At 33.0% G+C, this 18,430-nt stretch carries 19 protein-coding genes; 7 read left to right on the top strand and 12 right to left on the bottom strand.

The features are described 5' to 3' along the window. Window positions 1-188: 188 nt before the first annotated feature. The 4 genes from ACN0WY_RS09580 to ACN0WY_RS09565 form a co-directional block, all read right to left on the bottom strand. Window positions 189-914, bottom strand: coding sequence for a DUF4294 domain-containing protein (locus ACN0WY_RS09580; RefSeq protein ID WP_330489133.1), 726 nt, complete (start codon window positions 912-914; stop codon window positions 189-191). A gap of 106 nt (window positions 915-1,020) precedes the next feature. Beyond that, the gene (locus ACN0WY_RS09575) at window positions 1,021-2,274 is read right to left on the bottom strand and encodes an aminotransferase class I/II-fold pyridoxal phosphate-dependent enzyme (RefSeq protein WP_330489134.1); all 1,254 of its coding nucleotides are present in this window, start codon (window positions 2,272-2,274) and stop codon (window positions 1,021-1,023) included. 128 nt (window positions 2,275-2,402) lie between these two features. Then, window positions 2,403-4,619: a molybdopterin cofactor-binding domain-containing protein gene (locus ACN0WY_RS09570; protein ID WP_417800215.1), complete on the bottom strand. Its 2,217-nt coding sequence runs from the start codon at window positions 4,617-4,619 to the stop codon at window positions 2,403-2,405. A gap of 12 nt (window positions 4,620-4,631) precedes the next feature. Further along, entirely contained in the window at window positions 4,632-5,093 is a 462-nt protein-coding gene (locus ACN0WY_RS09565) for a (2Fe-2S)-binding protein (protein WP_417800214.1), read from the bottom strand. Between the two features lie 113 nt (window positions 5,094-5,206). Here ACN0WY_RS09565 and ACN0WY_RS09560 point away from each other — a divergent pair, with 113 nt between their 5' ends. Further along, window positions 5,207-6,316, top strand: a complete 1,110-nt coding sequence (locus ACN0WY_RS09560; RefSeq protein ID WP_330489137.1) for a bestrophin family protein — start codon at window positions 5,207-5,209, stop codon at window positions 6,314-6,316. Window positions 6,317-6,352: 36 nt separating this feature from the next. Here ACN0WY_RS09560 and ACN0WY_RS09555 read toward each other — a convergent pair whose 3' ends face one another. From ACN0WY_RS09555 to ACN0WY_RS09545, 3 genes are read right to left on the bottom strand one after another with little or no spacing between them, the layout of a single operon-like run. Beyond that, window positions 6,353-7,303: a phosphoribosylaminoimidazolesuccinocarboxamide synthase gene (locus ACN0WY_RS09555; protein ID WP_417800213.1), complete on the bottom strand. Its 951-nt coding sequence runs from the start codon at window positions 7,301-7,303 to the stop codon at window positions 6,353-6,355. A gap of 48 nt (window positions 7,304-7,351) precedes the next feature. Next, window positions 7,352-7,972, bottom strand: a complete 621-nt coding sequence (locus ACN0WY_RS09550; RefSeq protein ID WP_330489139.1) for a hypothetical protein — start codon at window positions 7,970-7,972, stop codon at window positions 7,352-7,354. Beyond that, window positions 7,969-8,922 (bottom strand): PhoH family protein, encoded by a 954-nt coding sequence (locus tag ACN0WY_RS09545; RefSeq protein WP_330489140.1) that lies wholly within the window; start codon window positions 8,920-8,922, stop codon window positions 7,969-7,971. The genes ACN0WY_RS09550 and ACN0WY_RS09545 overlap by 4 nt, the downstream gene beginning before the upstream one ends. A gap of 119 nt (window positions 8,923-9,041) precedes the next feature. On the opposite strand from ACN0WY_RS09545, the gene ACN0WY_RS09540 reads away from it, so the two are divergent. The 4 genes from ACN0WY_RS09540 to gldG all read left to right on the top strand — a co-directional run bounded on the left by ACN0WY_RS09540 (window position 9,042) and on the right by gldG (window position 12,624). After that, entirely contained in the window at window positions 9,042-9,902 is an 861-nt protein-coding gene (locus tag ACN0WY_RS09540; protein WP_330489141.1) for an SAM-dependent chlorinase/fluorinase, read from the top strand. 5 nt (window positions 9,903-9,907) lie between these two features. Beyond that, complete coding sequence (locus ACN0WY_RS09535; RefSeq protein WP_417800212.1) at window positions 9,908-10,204, top strand: putative quinol monooxygenase; 297 nt, start codon at window positions 9,908-9,910, stop codon at window positions 10,202-10,204. Between the two features lie 67 nt (window positions 10,205-10,271). Further along, on the top strand, window positions 10,272-10,991 hold the full coding sequence (gene gldF / locus ACN0WY_RS09530; RefSeq protein WP_417800211.1) for a gliding motility-associated ABC transporter permease subunit GldF: 720 nt from the start codon (window positions 10,272-10,274) through the stop codon (window positions 10,989-10,991). Continuing rightward, window positions 10,984-12,624, top strand: a complete 1,641-nt coding sequence (gene gldG / locus ACN0WY_RS09525) for a gliding motility-associated ABC transporter substrate-binding protein GldG (RefSeq protein ID WP_417800210.1) — start codon at window positions 10,984-10,986, stop codon at window positions 12,622-12,624. The genes gldF and gldG overlap by 8 nt, the downstream gene beginning before the upstream one ends. Before the next feature lie 66 nt (window positions 12,625-12,690). Here the strand turns inward: gldG and ACN0WY_RS09520 are convergent, their stop codons facing one another. Genes ACN0WY_RS09520 through ACN0WY_RS09510 form a run of 3 tightly spaced genes read right to left on the bottom strand, consistent with a single transcriptional unit; the run spans window position 12,691 to window position 14,609 of the window. Further along, window positions 12,691-13,452, bottom strand: a complete 762-nt coding sequence (locus tag ACN0WY_RS09520; protein ID WP_417800219.1) for an NAD(P)H-binding protein — start codon at window positions 13,450-13,452, stop codon at window positions 12,691-12,693. Then, the gene (locus ACN0WY_RS09515) at window positions 13,439-14,104 is read right to left on the bottom strand and encodes an MIP family channel protein (RefSeq protein WP_417800209.1); all 666 of its coding nucleotides are present in this window, start codon (window positions 14,102-14,104) and stop codon (window positions 13,439-13,441) included. Before ACN0WY_RS09515 ends, ACN0WY_RS09520 begins: the two co-directional genes overlap by 14 nt. Window position 14,105: 1 nt before the next feature. Further along, complete coding sequence (locus tag ACN0WY_RS09510) at window positions 14,106-14,609, bottom strand: DinB family protein (protein WP_417800208.1); 504 nt, start codon at window positions 14,607-14,609, stop codon at window positions 14,106-14,108. A gap of 123 nt (window positions 14,610-14,732) precedes the next feature. Here ACN0WY_RS09510 and ACN0WY_RS09505 point away from each other — a divergent pair, with 123 nt between their 5' ends. Beyond that, on the top strand, window positions 14,733-15,575 hold the full coding sequence (locus tag ACN0WY_RS09505) for a DUF2911 domain-containing protein (RefSeq protein WP_330489147.1): 843 nt from the start codon (window positions 14,733-14,735) through the stop codon (window positions 15,573-15,575). 160 nt (window positions 15,576-15,735) lie between these two features. After that, entirely contained in the window at window positions 15,736-15,903 is a 168-nt protein-coding gene (locus ACN0WY_RS09500) for a hypothetical protein (RefSeq protein WP_417800207.1), read from the top strand. 22 nt (window positions 15,904-15,925) lie between these two features. Here the strand turns inward: ACN0WY_RS09500 and ACN0WY_RS09495 are convergent, their stop codons facing one another. Together ACN0WY_RS09495 and ACN0WY_RS09490 are read right to left on the bottom strand one after the other, a co-directional pair. Beyond that, window positions 15,926-16,894: a succinylglutamate desuccinylase/aspartoacylase family protein gene (locus tag ACN0WY_RS09495; protein WP_417800206.1), complete on the bottom strand. Its 969-nt coding sequence runs from the start codon at window positions 16,892-16,894 to the stop codon at window positions 15,926-15,928. Window position 16,895: 1 nt separating this feature from the next. Next, the gene (locus tag ACN0WY_RS09490) at window positions 16,896-18,329 is read right to left on the bottom strand and encodes a hypothetical protein (RefSeq protein WP_330489150.1); all 1,434 of its coding nucleotides are present in this window, start codon (window positions 18,327-18,329) and stop codon (window positions 16,896-16,898) included. Window positions 18,330-18,430: the final 101 nt, after the last annotated feature.

The raw sequence follows: 18,430 nt of genomic DNA, 5'->3' as shown, positions 1-18,430 counted from the left end.
TTTTTTAAAACTATTTTTTAACCCGCTATAATCTAACTCTTTATATCTGAAAGTTTTTTCTAACCAATCAAAACAATACCTACTCTTGTGCTCTAAACACCCGCTTTAAATACTATCATTAACACAGAAGTGACTTATACATGTAGTACAACATAGACTAAAGTAAGTTACGCTAATACATAATTTGATTACTTTTTCTTGAGTTTTCGTTTCTTACGCATCTGAGCAAACATCTCTTTGTATTCCGTAACATCAACATACCCCCTACTTTTTGATACTATTTTTAAATAGTCTTTCTGTAATTTAGGTGCTTGGTACTCTAAGTTCTCCTCTATGTATGCTCGCTGAATGATATCTTCAACTAAATAGTCTTCGTTTTCCGTTTCAGGTTTATACTCTGATTTTAATGATAGCTTAAATAAGTTTGCTGTGGTATTGTACCAAAAAGCTTTCCAACCACTTCTTAATTCTTTTACATTATCAAAGGCTGTTTTTCCTGTTTGACGATGAATTAGCTTTAACAAAATTCTTCCTTCTGTTCTTGTTAACTTCTTTAAGGGGGCTGTTAATTCTTCTTCTAAATACTTTTGAATTCTTTTTACATATTTTCTTTTTTTACTTTTTGATGTTATTCTAGCTAATCGTGAATTTACACTATCTACTCTTTTTGCTGCTAAGATTGCATAAGGGTACGCTTTGAATACCTTTTTTCGTAGCCAGTAATAATAAAGGATGTCTTTTTTTTCTTTAAACTTATGTTTTGGGAGTATGGTAACTTCATTTAATTTTATCATTAAGCTATCTCCTTCTTTAATCAATATATACTCATCATTAAAGTTTGGTAATGTATCTTTAATTTGAGCGTTTGTGATTGTTACAAACAATATTGAATATAAGTATAGTAATTTTTTCATTTGATTTTTTATAAATAAAGGGATTCCAAATGTATCATTTCTCTTTTTAAAACAAAAAAACTCATGAAGTATTTCATGAGTTTTTATTTATTTTTTTAATTTCTTATTATTCTGCCATAATTGTAGCTGCTACTTGTTTGTAGGTTCCGTTTTCTAATTTTTCACGGATTGCAGAAAAAGCTACAATTGTTTCATTTACATCTTCAATTGTATGACGTGCTGTTGGAATTAACCTCAATATTATTAATCCCTTTGGTATTACGGGATATACAACAATTGAGCAAAATACTCCATGATTTTCTCTTAAATCATTCACCATTGCCATGGCTTCAGGAATTTCTCCTTTTAAGTATACTGGTGTAATACAGGTTTGTGTTGTTCCTAAATCAAAACCTGCTTCGCGCAAACCTGATTGTAATGCATTGGTTATTTTCCAAAGATTTTCTTTTAGTTCAGGCATGGTACGAATCATATCCAAACGTTTTAATGCTCCTTTTACCATTGGCATTGGTAGTGATTTAGCAAACATTTGTGATCGCATGTTATATTGCAGGTATTGAACCACATCTTTGTCTCCTGCAAAGAACGCTCCTATTCCTGCCATAGATTTAGCAAATGTTGCAAAATACACATCAATTCCGTCTTGCACTCCTTGTTCAAATCCTGTTCCTCTTCCTCCTTCTCCTAATGTTCCGAATCCGTGAGCATCATCTACTAATAAGCGGAAATTGTATTTTTCTTTCAAGGCTACTATTTCTGCTAAGCGTCCTTGCTCTCCTCGCATACCAAATACTCCTTCAGAAACTAACAAAATTCCGCCTCCTGTTTTTTCTGCCATTTTGGTAGCACGCTTTAAGTTTTTCTCACAGCTTTCTATATCGTTGTGACGGTATACAAAACGTTTTCCGGCGTGTAAACGAACTCCATCAATAATACATGCATGTGTATCCATGTCATATACTATGATATCATCTTTCCCTACTAAAGCATCAATTGCAGAGACCATTCCTTGGTATCCAAAGTTTACTAAATATGCGGCTTCTTTTCCTACAAACTCAGCACATTCTTGCTCTAACTGTTCATGGTATTTTGTGTGTCCTGACATCATACGAGCTCCCATAGGGTAGGCCATTCCATCTGTAGCGGCTGATTCTCCATCTACCTTTAATACTTCTGGATGATTTGCTAATCCTAAGTAGTCATTGATACTCCAAGTTATTACTTTTTTCCCATTGAAAGACATACGGTTAGAAATTGGTCCTTCTAATTTAGGAAACACATAATACCCTTCTGCTTTATCTGCCCATTTTCCTAAAGGTCCCTTATCTCCTTTAATTCTTTCAAATAAATCTTTAACCATTGTTATTTTTGATTTTTATAGGTTGCGAAAGTAGTGCTTTTTGACAGATTTTCAAAAATTACCGAGTGTTTCGTTTTCAATAAATAACAAAAACACTCTTTTGTTAAACCTACAAAGTTCGTTCGTTTTTAGGATAAAATATTTGATTTTAATTCTTCTATAAATGGTTGTTTATACAATCTCTTACCCAAAGCTTTATGAATTGCATTTGCTACTGCTCCTCCTGCTGGTGGTAAACCTGGTTCTCCTAAACCCGTTGGAGCTAATTCATTTTCTACAAAGTACACATCAACTTTTGGCGTTTCATTTATTCTTATCAGTCGATAATTATCAAAATTTCTACTTGATGGTGCTCCTTCATTAAAAGTTAAATTCCCATACATTGCATGTCCAATACCATCAATTACCCCCCCTTGAACTTGATTGATTGCTCCTGTTGGATTTACAACGATGCCACAATCGACTGCTGCGACGACTTTGGTTACCACCGGTACTCCTTCTTTTAGTTCTACTTCTGCTACTTCTGCTACATGAGTATTGTGACTGTAATACGCTGAAAATCCTTGATAAACTCCTTCTTTTGATTTTCCCCAGTTTCCTTTTTTTGCAGCTAGTCGAATTGCATCTTGCATTCTTTTTCCTGAATACTGGATATTCTCATCTTTTGTTTCTTTTACATTTTCTAATAAGTCTAAACGTAGTTGCACTGGATCAATGTCTAGTTCTTGTGCTAATTCATCAAAAAATGATTGTTCTGCATATCCTAAAAAGTTCGTGTATGGCGCTCTCCATGCTCCTGTACTAATGTTACTTTTGTAATTTCCTGTAGATACTTTATAATTTGGAATACATCCCGCTGGAAAGAAATGTGGAATTAATCCATACATATTATCATTAATTGCTGCTTCTTTTAAATGATACCCTGTTACTTTTCCATCTTTAATTGATGCTGCTATTTTATATTTAATAGCTGGTCGGTAAATCCCTGCTGTCATGTCTTCTTCTCTTGTTGAAACCATTTTTACTGGTTTCTTAATTTTATCAGATATTTCAAGAGCTTCATATACAAAGTCTCCATACAACCTTCTTCCAAATCCACCTCCCATTCTAGTCATTTCTACATGTACCTGTTCTAAATTACGACCTAACATTTCTGATGCTACTTGAGCTGCATATTCTGGTGTTTGTACAGGTCCTATTAAATGTACTTTTTCTGATGTTACATTCGCAAAAAAGTTCATTGGCTCCATACAGTTATGTGGTAAGAAAGGAGAATGATAGGTACGTTCTATAACTTTATCTGCTTCTGAAAATGCTTTTTTAACGTCTCCATCTTCTCTTCTTACATCAAGTTTATCTCCATCTAGTAAGCTTACTAATTTTTCATCGTGAAACTTTGTGTTTTCAAGTTCAGTCCCTACTTTCCATGTCGCTTTGATGGCTTTTGCCCCTTTGATTGCTGCCCATGTGTTTTTAGCTATTACTACTACTTTATCTGATTTTGGTAATTTGAAAGTCCAGTTATTTTTACCGGATTCAATAAAATTCCTTGCTTTTTCTCCGATAGTAACCACCTCGATAACTCCAGCAATTTTTTTAGCTTCAGATGCATCAAATGATTCCAATTCTTCACCAAAAGAAGGTGGTCTTACTACTGCTGCATAAACCATCCCATCCTCTTTGTAATCTAATCCAAACAAAGGTTTTCCAGTTACTATGTTACCGACATCTACATTGGTAGCATTGTTACCTATAATAGAAAATTCTGAAGGTTTCTTTAAGGTTACTTTTTCTGGTACTTCTAAAGTTGCTGCTTCTTTAACTACTTCTCCGTATCCTAATTTGTCTCCATTAGCATTGGTTATTGTTCCTTTTGAAGCTGAACAAGTACTAGCTTCTACTCCCCATTTTACTGCTGCCGCATTTATTAGCATTTGCTTTGTTGTTGCTCCAGTTTGTCTCAAAGCTGTCCATCCGTGACGAATAGACTGACTTCCTCCAGCTAATTGACGTGTATAGTTTTTTGTGTCTAGTGGGGCTTGTACTACATGTACTTTATCCCAATCTATATCTAATTCTTCGGCGATAATCATCGGCATCGAAGTTTTTACACCTTGACCTATTTCTGGATTTGGTGAGTAAATAGTTACATAACCTTCATCAGATATTTTTATAAACGCATTAAAATCGTTGAAATTTAAGTTTTCAACATCCACAGATGGTTTTACATTTGGCTTACATGCGGTAAATAAATTAAAGCCAATCATGATGCCTCCACTGGCTAGCGCAGAGGCTCTTAAAAAATTTCTTCTACTAAACGTTACTTTGTTTTCTTGTGTGCTCATGATTGAAAAATTTTAAGACATTTTTTCGGCAGCTAAAGCAACTGCCTTTTCTATTCTATTATAAGCTGCACAACGACAAATGTTTCCTTGCATGGCTTCTCTTATCTCTTCTTTTGAGGGGCTTGGATTTTCTTTTAGAAATGATGCAGCCGTCATAATTTGACCTGCTTGACAGTAACCGCATTGCGGAACGTCTACTTCTTTCCAAGCTTCTTGAAGCGGATGCTCTCCTTCTGCAGACAATCCTTCTATTGTAGTTATTTCTTCTTTTTCAAGCATAGAGACTTGTAGTTGACAACTTCTCATTGCTGTTCCGTCTACATGAACAGTACAGGCTCCGCATTGTGCTATTCCACAGCCGAACTTAGTTCCTACCATATTGAGTTCATCTCGTAAAACCCACAACAATGGCGTATCAGCATCTGCAGTAAAGGATACCGACTTTCCGTTAATTTTTAATGTATAATTTGGCATTTTAAAAGTCGTTTTTAGAATTCATGTAAGTTACAAAAAATTATGAAGTCTTCATTCTTCTTTAAATTAATTGTGTTTTTTGTATTTTAGTTTATCAACTAAAAACAACTCTCATGTATACTAAGAGAAATTATTCACTCAAGGACATGCTGTCTTGGACTAGGCGCTATATTTATATTTTTATTATTTTATCACTTATTCCTGTATTACTTTATACCGGACTACGTTGGTATTGGCTTCACCTACCTTGGTTACCTATTGGTTTAGTGGGTACTGCTTTGGCCTTTATTATTTCATTTAAAAACAATGCTTCTTATGATAGGCTATGGGAAGCCCGTAAAATTTGGGGAGGTATTGTAAATGCTTCTCGATCATTTGCCATAATGACTAACGATTTTATAACCAATGAACGCGCATCTGTTAAACTTTCAAAAGAAGAACTTTTTAAAATTAAAAAGCAGTTAATTATGCGTCATGTTGCTTGGATGACTGCTTTACGACATTCACTAAGAGCACCAAAACCATGGGAAATTTCTAACTTTAACAAATCTGATCGAGAATATATTGATACGCGTTTCAATGTAAAAGAACGGGTAAATAGCCTTGATGAAGAGTTGACAGGCTATGTAATAGACAAGGACAAAGCGTTTGTTTTAAACCAACGCAACAAGCAAGGTGCTTGTTTAAAATTACAATCAAATCAATTAAGGGAACTGAAAGAGAAAGGGTATTTATGGGAATTCGCCTTTTTAGAGATGGAAAAGATGCTAGTTGAGTTTTTTGCTTTACAAGGAAAAGCTGAACGCATAAAAAACTTTCCATACCCCAGACAGTTTGCTACTTTAAACCGATTTTTTATTTGGATTTTCGTTATTTTATTACCTTATGGAATGATGCACGAATTTGATAAAATAGGAAAACAAGTTGTTGATCTTACTCAAAACTGGAAACCTTATCCTGAGGAAGGTTTTCATCATTTAATTGAATTGATAGGCGAACACTTTGTATGGTTTACAATTCCATTTAGTGTAGTTATTTCTTGGATTTTTCATACAATGGAACGTATTGGAGAAGTTTCAGAGAACCCCTTTGAAGGTACTCCTAACGATATCCCTATTACCACCATGTCTCGAGCTATTGAAATTGACATTCGTCAAATCATAGAAGACGACCCTAACGACATTCCAGCGCCAATAGAAGCTGTTAAAGATGTACAGATGTAACCAACAAAAAAGCCTGATTTCTCAGGCTTTTTATTTTTATTTATTCTGTAAAAAGGTAGTTACCTTCTTTTCTATTCTTTCCAGCACATTTTCTGTATTTGCTTTTACAAAAGTTTCTCCTGTAATTTGCTCATACAATTCAATATATCTATTAGAGATTTCATTGATTTTTTTATCGGACATTTCAGGAATTTGCTGTCCTTCTTTTCCTTGGAAACCATTTTCAATTAACCACTGACGTACAAACTCTTTTGATAATTGTTTTTGCTTCTCTCCTTTTTCTTGACGCTCTGCATATCCATCAGCATAAAAATAACGAGAAGAATCTGGTGTATGGATTTCATCAATCAATACAATTTTACCATCTTTAGTTTTCCCAAACTCATATTTGGTATCTACTAAAATCAATCCTCTTTTAGCAGCTAATTCGGTTCCTCTTTGAAATAACTTTCTTGTGTAGTCTTCTAATACTAAATAGTCTTCTTCTGAAACAATTCCTTTTGCTAAAATAGCTTCACGAGAAATATCTTCATCGTGCTCTCCATTATCTGCCTTCGTTGACGGTGTAATGATTGGTTTTGGAAATTTGTCATTCTCTTGCATTCCTTCAGGCATTGCTACTCCACAAAGCATTCTCTTTCCTGCTGCATATTCACGGGCTGCATGCCCTGATAAATATCCGCGAATGACCATTTCTACTTTAAAAGGTTCGCATAAGTGTCCTACTGCTACATTTTCATCTGGAGTTGCTAATAACCAATTTGGGACAATATCTACTGTATCGTTCATCATTTTGGTTGCAATTTGATTTAGAATTTGCCCTTTGAAAGGAATTTGACGTGGTAAAATTACATCAAATGCAGAAAGACGATCTGAAGCAATCATTACCAATAAATCATCATTAATATTATAGACTTCTCTTACTTTTCCTTTGTAAACTGTCTTTTGCCCTGGAAACTGAAAATTCGTTTCGTTAATTGTATTCATTAGTATGTTGTTGTGTTGTTGTGGCGCAAATGTAATCTTTTAGACAGATTATTCATCAATCTTTTTAAAACGTTTTATCTGTTTTAAATTATCAGCTATTGGAGTGGCACTAATTGTCTTTTCTCCAGGAACGAAATAGAAAAAATAAGCGGAGTTTTGCCCTACTTTTTTAACATTTAACTTTGAATTATCTTTAAAAACTAAGGTATAGTTTGGTTTTATTTCTTTTTCTGACACTTTACTCCTAATTCCTAAGGCCATTCCTAATCGCATAGAAACGAATAGCATAAAAAACATAAACATTAATCCAAGCATCGGGTTTTTCTTACTTCTTAACCTTTCGTATTTTTTGTCCCATTTTTCAATATCGTATATTTTTTGATACCATTTTTTTTCTCTTAAGTATGCATAAATTTTAAACATCCAATTAGAAAAATACAAATACATTAATGCAAATAACACAGCTAAAATTAATGCCATCAACCAGTTATTAGCCAATAAACTTACTGGAGAAATTAAAGCATCTAATATAGTCGTATAGTTTAAATAGGTTACTCCAAAAACCCCATAAAAAATGGCATCACTAACTAATCCTAAAATAATTAAATATAAATAACCGATATAAAAATAATCTTGAAGACCTAGTTTATCTTTATCAATTTTTATCATTCTGTTTCTATACTTTTATAGGCTGAGATAATTTTCTTAACCAATCTATGGCGGATTACATCTTTGTCATCTAAATACACTTGTGCAATTCCATCAATATCTTTTAACGCTAATAACGATTCTTTAAGCCCTGACACTTGTCTTCTAGGTAAATCTATCTGACCTGGATCGCCCGTAATGATAAACTTTGCATGCATTCCCATACGTGTTAAAAACATCTTCATTTGTGAATGCGTGGTATTTTGTGCTTCATCTAAAATTACAAAAGCGTTGTCTAAAGTACGACCGCGCATGAATGCTAAGGGGGCAATTTGTATGACTCCTTTTTCGAGATGTGATTCTAGTTTTTCATGTGGAATCATATCTCTTAAAGCATCGTACAAAGGTTGCATGTATGGATCTAACTTCTCTTTTAAATCTCCTGGAAGAAATCCTAAGTTTTCACCCGACTCAACAGCTGGTCTTGTTAATATAATTCGTCTTACTTCTTTTTCTTTTAATGCTTTTACCGCCAGAGCAACTGCTGTGTATGTTTTACCAGTACCTGCAGGGCCTACAGCAAATAACATATCGTTTTTTTGCATTAGCTCCACCATTTTACGCTGATTGGCTGTTTGTGCTTTAATTAACTTTCCACTAACACCATGTACTAACACGTCTTTAGCATTCCCCGATTTTCGTATTTCTTCTTCCTTGCCAGTTGATGTTAAAATTCGCTCAATACTATTTTCATCTAACTTGTTGTATCTGTTAAAGTATTTGATAAGCATCTCTAGCCGCTTTTCAAATTCATTTAACAATTCAGGTTCACCAAAAATTTTAAGTTTATTTCCTCTAGCAACTATTTTTATTTTAGGAAAGAAGCTTTTTAACTGAGTAATAGTGCTGTTTTGAGCTCCAAAAAAATCGTTTGGGTTGATTTCTGTTAATTCAATTACGCGTTCGTTCAAATGATAAAAGTTTTAATATTATTCACACTAAAAATAATGATTATTTTTCTTGAATTACGTAGTTTTGTTTAAAATTTCAGCATAATTTTTCACAAATTAATTAACAAACACCTAAATTAATGTCTCTTATTACATTAACTACTGATTTTGGAACGAAAGACCACTTTGTAGGGGCTGTAAAAGGAGCTATTTATTCTGAGTTACCTGATGCCAAGATTGTTGATATTACGCATGAAATTTCTCCTTTTAACATTACTGAAACTGCTTATATTTTAAAGAATGCTTATAAGAGCTTTCCTGATAAAACAATTCATGTTATTGGCGTCGATTCAGAATTAAGTGTAGATAATAAACACATTGCACTAGAACTAGACAATCATTATTTTATTTGTCCTGATAACGGGCTAATTTCAATGATTGCTTCTGAAATTAAACCTACTAAAATTGTTGAAATTAATATTCACGATCGTATTGAGAGTAGTTTTCCAGTATTGGATGTTTTTGTACAAGTTGCTTCTCATATTGCTCGTGGTGGTAGTTTGAGTGTTATTGGTAGAGAGATTGAAACTTATAAAAAAATTGTTGAAATTAAGCCGAAAATAAACGAGCAGCAAACTATCATTGCAGGTGGTGTTATTTACATTGATAACTATGGAAATGTAATTACGAACATTAGTAAAAAACAATTCAATACCATTGGAAAAGGTCGTGATTATAAAGTTACAGCTAGACGCTATACTTTTTCTAAAATTTACAACCGATATAACGAAATTGTTGATTTTTCGGTCACTGATAAAAGACAATACGATGGTGAAAAGTTAGCTATTTTTAATTCTGCTGGCTTTTTAGAAATTGCTATTTACCGAAGCAATTTAGAAACGGTTGGTGGAGCTTCTACCTTACTGGGTTTAGAATATCGTGACACCATTACTGTTGAATTTGAAAATCCTGTTAAACCAGAGTTTATCCCTATAAATTAGAATGTATGTTTGTACGAATTGTAAAAATGAGCTTTCAGCCAGAAAAAATTGAAGTATTTTTAAACAACTTTAACGCCAAAAAAGAATTTATACGAAAATCACCTGGTTGCCGTTTATTAGAATTGTACAGAGACAAAACAAACTCAAACATATTTTTCACTTATAGTTACTGGGAAACTGAGCAAGATTTAGAAAACTACAGAAATTCTGATTTATTTAAAGGTGTTTGGGCACAAACCAAAGTATTATTTAACGACAAGCCTCTTGCTTGGAGTGTGGATAAAGTTGAATCGTTACCTTAGTCCATAGGCGTTAGACAATAGTCTTATAAAAATAATTAAACATTATAAACAACTAAACAGTTATACATTGTTACCACTACTAAAGAAAGAATTTAACTCATTTTTTGCCTCTCCTATTGCCTATTTGGTAATTGGGGTATTTTTACTTGTAAATGGTTTATTTTTATGGGTATTTAAAGATAATTTCAATATTTTAAATGCGGGTTTTGCCGATTTAAATAGCTTTTTTTATTTGGCTCCATGGTTGTTCTTATTTCTAATTCCTGCCATCACGATGAAAAGTTTTGCTGATGAGTTTAATAGTGGAACCATTGAGATTTTAAAAACCAAACCGCTTACCGATGGGCAAATTGTATTAGGTAAGTTTTTTGCTGCTCTTTTATTAGTTGTTATCGCATTAATCCCTACCTTAACCTATGCTTATACTGTGTATCAATTAGGAAGTCCGGTTGGGAATTTAGATGTAGGTGGTACTATAGGTTCTTATTTAGGGTTGTTATTTTTAGCAGCAACCTATACCGCAGTTGGATTGTTTACTTCTACCCTATCCAAAAATCAAATTGTGGCGTTTATTCTAAGTGTGTTTATCACTTTTGCTTTATTTTATGGTTTTGACGCTGTAGGCTCTTCTTTAGGAAACTCAGGATACACCTTACAACAATTTGGTATTAACGAACACTTTAAAAGTATTAGCCGTGGTGTGGTAGACACTCGTGATGTAATCTATTTTATCAGTGTTACTGTGTTCTTTTTATTCATCACTAAACAACAGTTAAAAAATGAATAAGAAAATACAACATACCGCATTCGCTTTCATAGTATTATTTATTGTTAACTACTTAGCTAACGTTGTTTACAAACGTTTTGATTTAACACAAGACAAACGTTATACCTTATCTGAAGTAAGTGAACGTCTTATTGATAAAATTGATACCCCACTAACGATTCATGTATTCTTAGAAGGTGATTTTCCTGCGGAATTTAAACGTTTACAAATAGAAACACGCCAGTTTTTAGAAGAATTACAAGCTAAAAATTCTAATATTCGTTTCCGTTTTATCAACCCTGATAATATTCGTGAACGTTTGGTAAAAAGAGGAATGATGCCTAGCCAGTTAACTGTAGAAGAAGATGGAAAGTTATCTGAAGCTATTATTTTTCCTTGGGCTGAAATTACGTATGGTAAAAAAGTAGAGTTAATTTCTTTACTTCCTAACTCTATTGCTAAGACGCAAGAGGCACAGCTACAAAATGCTGTTGAAAAACTAGAGTATTCTTTTGCTAATGCGCTACATAGTATTACTTTAAAAGAAAGACAGAAAATAGCTGTATTAGCTGGTAATGGTGAACTACAAGATATTTATCAATATAGTTTATTAAGTGAAATTGGCAAAAAATACCGTTTAGCAAAATTTACATTAGATAGTGTTGCTAACAATCCGCAAAAAACTTTAAAAGACTTAAGAGCATACGATTTAGCAATTATTGCTAAACCTACTGAGCGTTTTACAGAAGAGGAAAAGCTTACCGTTGATCAGTTTATAGCAAACGGTGGTAAAAGTTTATGGATGCTAGATAATAACTATGCGGATACTGATAGCTTATACAATGAAGGAAAAATGTTAGCATTTCCTCGTGATTTGAATTTAACGGACTTATTGTTTGGGTATCAAGTTCGTGTAAACAATAAATTGATACAGGATTTATATGCTGCTAAAATTCCGTTAGCTACAGGAAATGTAGGTAATCAAACACAGTTTCAACACTTAAATTGGTTTTATCATCCACTAGTTAATGGTAATCCGAACCACCCGATTACTAAAAATGTTGCACCTGTTCGTTTTCGTTTTACTACTCAAATAGATACGTTAAAAGGAAACTTAAAAAAGACTCCGTTATTAGTAACTTCTGTACTTACCAAACAAACAGGAACTCCCAACTTTATTGAATTACAAAGTATTGCGAAAGAACCTAAAGAAAATGAATTTGCTTCTGGTCCGCAATTATTAGCCGTTCTTATAGAAGGAAACATTCCTTCTGCCTATAAAAATAGAATAAAACCTTTTAACACTCCTGATTTTAAAACTGAGAGTACAAACAATAAAATGATTGTAATTGCTGATGGTGATGTAGGTAGAAATCAGATTTTAAAAGGAAAACCTCACGATTTATCACTGGATAAATGGACAGGAGAACAGTTTGGTAATAAAGAGTTTTTAATTAATGCGATTGATTATTTATTAGATGATTCTGGATTGATTCAACTGCGTAATAAAACCATTCAAATGAATTTATTGGATAAGCAACGTGCTTTTGCTGAAAAACGTTCTTGGCAATTTATCAATATTGGTATTCCGTTAGTTTTGTTAGCCCTGTTTGGTATTGGGTTTAATTACTGGAGGAAGAAGAAATATCAATAATTGGCTGTTGGCTGTTGGCTGTTGGCTGTTGGCTGTTGGCTGTTGGCTGTTGGCTGTTGGCTAAAACTAATAAATGCTCAATAAATTGTTGTGTATAAACTGATAACTCAATACTTTTTGAAGTTTTTTACTACTAATTATTTTGTAAACTAATGGTTTTGATTCATCAAATTCAGGAATTGGTTTTCCTAGAGTTTTTCTAGCATTTATATAAAATTCTTGTCTGGTTGGATGGTCATTTGCACAAGCATTAAATACTTCTCCAAAAACATTTTGTTCTACAATTTCTTGTATAATTGCGATACAGTCCTCACGGTGAATCATGTTTACATAGCCTTTTGGATGTGGTATTTTTCTATTAGCAAACCAGTTTCCTGGTTGCCTTTCCCCTCCAAATAATCCAGCAAAACGAAGTATAGTTGTTTGAAACTTATTATTATTTCTAAATAGGTTTTCTATTTCTACTAGCGGAGAATCTACAGTTTTATCTTCTTCAATCATTTCCTTATTTAAACTAGGATACACCGAGGTAGAGCTAATGAAGATAACCTTAATTATGTTTGACTTTTCTATTGAAGAAATCAACTTTTTAAAGTTTTCTACTTCTTTAGAGGTTATCGCAATTATCAATACATCAGCATCTAAAAATTCTGATGAAATATGTTCCTTTGAAATATCAACTAAATAAGGGGCTATTGCAACCGATTCTAATTCTTGAAGTTTATCTTTAGAAGTTGTTGAACCTTTAACGGTATATCCATTCTTAACTAATGCTATTCCTAGTTCTTTTCCTAGCCATCCACAGCCTAAAACACTAACATTTTTCATCACAACAATTATCGTCTTTTACAAGTTTACATGAAATCACTGCCAATAAAGCTCCTATAATTGGTGCTAGTATATACAGCCATAAATGCTCTAAGTGACCAGAAACTAATGCGGGTGCTATAGAGCGTGCTGGGTTCATAGAGGCTTTTGTTATAGGGCCTGCAAACATCGCTTCCAACAAAACTACTCCACCAATAGCGATCCCTGCCATTACTCCTACTTCTTTACTTCCTGTAGATACATTTATGATCGTTAGCATTAAAAAGAAAGTTAATAGCAGTTCTAAAATAAAGGCTCGCCAAGGTACTACTGAGGGTAGTGTTGCTCCATAGAACTCACTCGTGGGAAATAAAATCCAAAGTATTGCACTTGCTAGTAAAGCGCCTAACAATTGCGCTATGATATAGTTAGGTACTTCTTTCCATGAAAACTTTTTAGCATAGGCAAAAGCGATGGTTACGGCCGGATTAAAATGTGCTCCAGAAATTTCTCCAAAAGCATAAATCATAGCCATTACTATCAATCCCCAAGTAATTGCCACTCCAATATGTGTTAGATCTGCACCGTTGGTAACTTCATTTACTGTCATTGCTCCTGTTCCGCAGAAAATTAAAGCAAAGGTTCCTATACTTTCAGCTATGTATTTTTTCATTTTAGGAATTTCTATCTACTAATTTTTCTTTAAATAATTCTATTTGTCTTCTATGCCTTAGTATGTGTACGATAGCATGTTCAAAAAGTTGTTCTACATCATATTTCTGCCCCCACCTAACCTGTACTTTCTTGTGAGGTTCTAATTCTTCTAGTTGTATATTGGGATAATCATTAAAGAGTTGTTCATTATATGCAAACATTGTATCCAATGCCTCATTATACTCTAAAACAGAACTTAATATCTCTTTTTCTTTATACTTTACCTCTTCTCCTAACCATTTTCTTATTTCAATAACATAGGTATATCCAGCCCTAACTACATGCGTTATTATAGTTTGAATGGACCTACAATCTTCATCATTAGTTTCACTATCCACTATTTGAATTAGTGCATTTGAATTTACATCCTTAATAACTGCTTTAAACTCGGTTATTGATTTTTCATACTCATCTAACAAAGCCCCAATAGCTCCGTTATTTCTATGTGTTCCTTTTTTTGTCATTCGTAACTTTGGTTGCAAATATCTATTAAAAACAACTCTCAGGTATTTTAAGTTTTTGTTAACATTAATCCCAAGAATTCCTCGTAATTTTAACAAAACTAATTAAAAAACAAATCTATCAACATGAAAAAAATACTTTTAAGCTTGTTTGTTGTTGCTTTATCAACAAATATCAATGCACAATTAAAGACTCCAGCCCCTAGTCCTACTGCTAAGTTAGAGCAAACTGTAGGTTTAACAGATGTATCAATTGAATATTCTCGTCCGAGTATGAAAGGAAGAGCTATTTTTGGTGATTTAGTTCCTTATGGAAAAGTATGGAGAACTGGTGCAAACGCAAACACAAAAGTTACTTTTAGTGACGATGTTACTATTGACGGTAAAACCTTAAAAAAAGGAACCTACGCTTTATATACTAAACCAGGAAAAGATTCTTGGGAAGTACTATTTTATTCTGACGCTAACAACTGGGGAACTCCAAGAAAATGGGATGATGCTAAAGTTGCTGTATCTACTACTGCCAAAGTTGAAGCTATGCCTATGAAAATTGAAACGTTTACAATGAGTATTGACGACTTAACAAACGATTCTGCTGTGTTAGGAATTTTATGGGAGAATGCTTATGTAGGTGTAAAGTTTAATACTCCTACTGATAAAGCAGTAGAAAAAAGTATTGCGCAAGTGATGGGGGGACCTTCTGCTAATGATTATTTTTCTTCAGCGGTGTATTATTTACAAGAAGGAAAAGACATTAACAAAGCAAAAAACTGGATTAACAAAGCGGTTGACATGACTAAAGACCAACCTCGTTTTTGGTACTTACGTCAACAGTCGTTAATCTTAGCTAAAGCTGGTGACAAAAAAGGTGCTGTTAAAGCAGCTAAAGCTTCATTAGCTGGTGCTGAAAAAGCTGAAAATGCTGATTATGTAAAAATGAACAAAGAGTTTCTTGCTGAAATGAAGTAATTCTATATACTAAATTACAAGATAAAAAAACTCGCTATTTGCGAGTTTTTTTATTTTATACTTCCTCAAAGCTTTCTTTTTATGTAACAAATGATACTCTTTTTCTACCAATACCTTACCAAAGAATTATACTATGAAAAATTTATATCATAAAAAATCATTGATATTATTATCAATAGGAATTTTAACCATTGCCTCTTCACAAATACTTACTCGCTATGTAAAAGTATCAGACCTAACACATGGCTTGAGTATTGGTATTGGGATTGGTTTGCTGATTATGGCGATTGCCAATAGTAACCTACAAGCTAAAAAAGCAGGCGAATAAATAGTTTTGAATTAAAAACTAGTTATTTTATAATTCCTAAGTGAATAATACGTCCTCCTGATTGATTTACGGGGTTTACACTCTTCCCTACTACAATCCCTCTTTCTGGTGCATGGTATTTCTTAATTCTATTACCAAACACATCCCGTAATGTAGCGATATGATCTCCTTCTTCCACTATATCTCTTAAATCTACATGTACTGTAAGCAATCCTCCTTCTTGAGTATATAACCAATACGATTTTTTACAAACTACGGTATTTCTTTTCGAGGTTTCGTACTCATCATCGGTAATTCCTAAATATGCCAATACATTGTGCACGCCTGCTACTCCACTTTTAATAATTTTCTTTTGAAAGCTATGTGGATTACCAACTTCGATAGTTATAGATGGAATTCCTAGTTCTTCAGCAGCTCCACGTAAAGTACCATCAGATGGAGGGGTATGCACTATAATTTCAGCATCTTGTAATAAGGCTAATTTTTCGGTGACTTTATTGTTCATATCACTTCTGATGTAAAATGAATTCACTCTACCAAAACTAGCTGTATGTAGGTCTAACAAATAATCAAACTTCTTTACTACCAAATTCAAAAAACGATTGGCATATACTTCACTGGTATTTCCATTATCTTTTCCTGGCATTATTCTGTTAATGTCTACCCCATCGCTAAAAACTCTTGTTCCTCGAACAAACGAAGGTACATTCACCACAGGAATTCCTACAATTGTTCCTTTTAAATTTTCTGTATCCAAATCTTTAAACAATCGTTGAATAACTGATATTCCGTTTAATTCATTTCCATGAACTGCAGCTGTAAGCCCTAATACAATACCATCTTCTTTTCCTCTGGCTACCATAACAGGAATACACGTGGGAATTCCCATTGCGTTAGATGTTACTTTTAACCAGTAATTTTTAATAGAATTTTTTGGTGTTTGATTCACATCAAACTCGGTAATATATTCAATTTGGTGTCCCATACTCATTTTAATATAATTCGTTTAACAGCGTGCTATCGTTATTTAATGAGGTAAATAGTTTCTTTTTAAACTTTTTATTTGAATTTATTAAACTAATACACATTTTGTCGATAGCAATAGTAGAGAGTACGGTTTGAATAAACGTTTCTATTAAATCGTCTATTCCTAAACCTAGCTTGTTATAATCTCTTCTGTCCATAATTAACAAACGATTAGTATCTGAGGTCCATTCATTTTCACCTAACTTAACCGATAAGTTTGTTCCTAACATTTGCCAAGAATCTTTACTACTTTTTAAGTCGTTTTCCAATGGCAACAATGCTCTTCTCGAGTACATACACAATGGTTTTATTCCATCTTTTGTACTACTAATCATCATACGAATGTCTGACACAAATGTTTCTCCTTTAGCATTTGGCATTGTACCAACGTGATAATATTTGCCTTTTGTGCTTACTGAACTCCAATTATAGTTACCTATTAAACTCTGTACAATAAAACGTTCATATTCGATTTCTAACTTCATAAACTCTTCTAGTTCTTGTTCGTTAACAATCGTAAAAACTCCTTGTCCTGCATTACTATAAGGTATTTTTATAACTGCTTGCCCTCCCATTTTTTTTACCCACAATGGAATTTCATTCTTGCTAACATCCCAAATAGTATCTGGGATATTTATTTTCATTCCATATTCTTCTAATTCCGTGTTGTAAATATCATATGCTTTGGCAGCTACCATTTTATTTCTTCCTCCAGCCAAACAAGTAATAATCGGATTTAAAATCTTTGTTTTACTATTAATTGGGAATCTATTCCATGGCTTTTGAGTTACATATCTAAAAATACCTCGTAACGGAATCCATTCTTCTTCTTGTTTTAGATAAAAGATTTCATTTTCTATTTTTATATGATCGTTATCTTTGTTTGAATAATAAGGTACAAGAAAAACATCTTCTTTAAAAACATCAGCTATAACGGCTGCATAACCTGATGTTTCCATATAGTTTTTATCATAAAGTACCGCTAATCTACCATCTTTAACAAGTTTTCGCTTTTTCTCTAAAATAGGCTTAAACGTTCTTTCAATTAACAAGCGATATACTCCGTCTTCTTTATTATCATCTAACAAAGGCATTGATTTTTGGCCTGATGGACATGAATTATTTTCTATAATAACCATGTTTTTATCTCCATCTGCTGATGTTGAATTGATTAAATCTGCTCCTCCCCATAAAAAGTACTTACATTCATACGATAAAATTTCTCTAAGTTTATCCGCATTTACTTTTGGATGTAAGTGACAATACCTAGCAATAATTCGTTCCTTATCTAAATTTAAAAAAAAGTTTACCATTGGATGAATTGTGGCATTCAGCACCTTAGGATACCAATGATTCTCGTTGTTAAATGTATTAGGTTTTATAAGCTCTATTGTTTTCATTAGTCTTTTAAAAATTTATTATCTCTTGTAAATAGTTATTTATATACAATTAAAAATAACAAAAAAACAGACGATCTTGCTTTTACCCTCGTTAATTTATA

It is taken from the genome of Tenacibaculum sp., assembly GCF_048269885.1.
GTDB lineage: Bacteria > Bacteroidota > Bacteroidia > Flavobacteriales > Flavobacteriaceae > Polaribacter.
This window is presented reverse-complemented; position numbering and strand designations above follow the sequence as displayed.